This is a genomic window from Enterobacter sp. SECR19-1250, from assembly GCF_013391025.1.
Classification (GTDB): Bacteria; Pseudomonadota; Gammaproteobacteria; order Enterobacterales; family Enterobacteriaceae; genus Enterobacter; species Enterobacter cloacae.
On record NZ_JACASJ010000310.1, the window covers coordinates 1 to 463 of the forward strand.

The window sequence follows — 463 nt, forward strand, 5'->3', positions numbered from 1 at the left end:
ACCGTAGGGGAACCTGCGGTTGGATCACCTCCTTACCTTAAAGAACCTGCCTTTGCAGTGCTCACACAGATTGTCTGATGAAAAACAGCAGTAAAAACCTCTACAGGCTTGTAGCTCAGGTGGTTAGAGCGCACCCCTGATAAGGGTGAGGTCGGTGGTTCAAGTCCACTCAGGCCTACCAAATTTGCAAAGCAAATTTGAAGAGGTTGCAAAACGATGGGGCTATAGCTCAGCTGGGAGAGCGCCTGCTTTGCACGCAGGAGGTCTGCGGTTCGATCCCGCATAGCTCCACCATCTTTTACTGCGAACACAAGAAAACTTCAGAGTGAACCTGAAAAGGTGCACTGCGAAGTTTTGCTCTTTAAAAATCTGGATCAAGCTGAAAATTGAAACGACACATCTTTAATGGTGTGTTCGAGTCTCTCAAATTTTCGCAATCAGAAGTGAAACATCTTCGGGTTGT

General features: G+C 47.1%; 2 tRNA genes. Both read left to right on the plus strand.

From position 1 onward, the window contains the following. Positions 1-104: 104 nt before the first annotated feature. Positions 105-181, plus strand: a tRNA-Ile gene (locus HX884_RS26760). A 37-nt stretch (positions 182-218) separates the two neighbouring features. Next, positions 219-294 (plus strand) — tRNA-Ala (locus HX884_RS26765). The last annotated feature ends 169 nt before the right edge of the window (positions 295-463 follow it).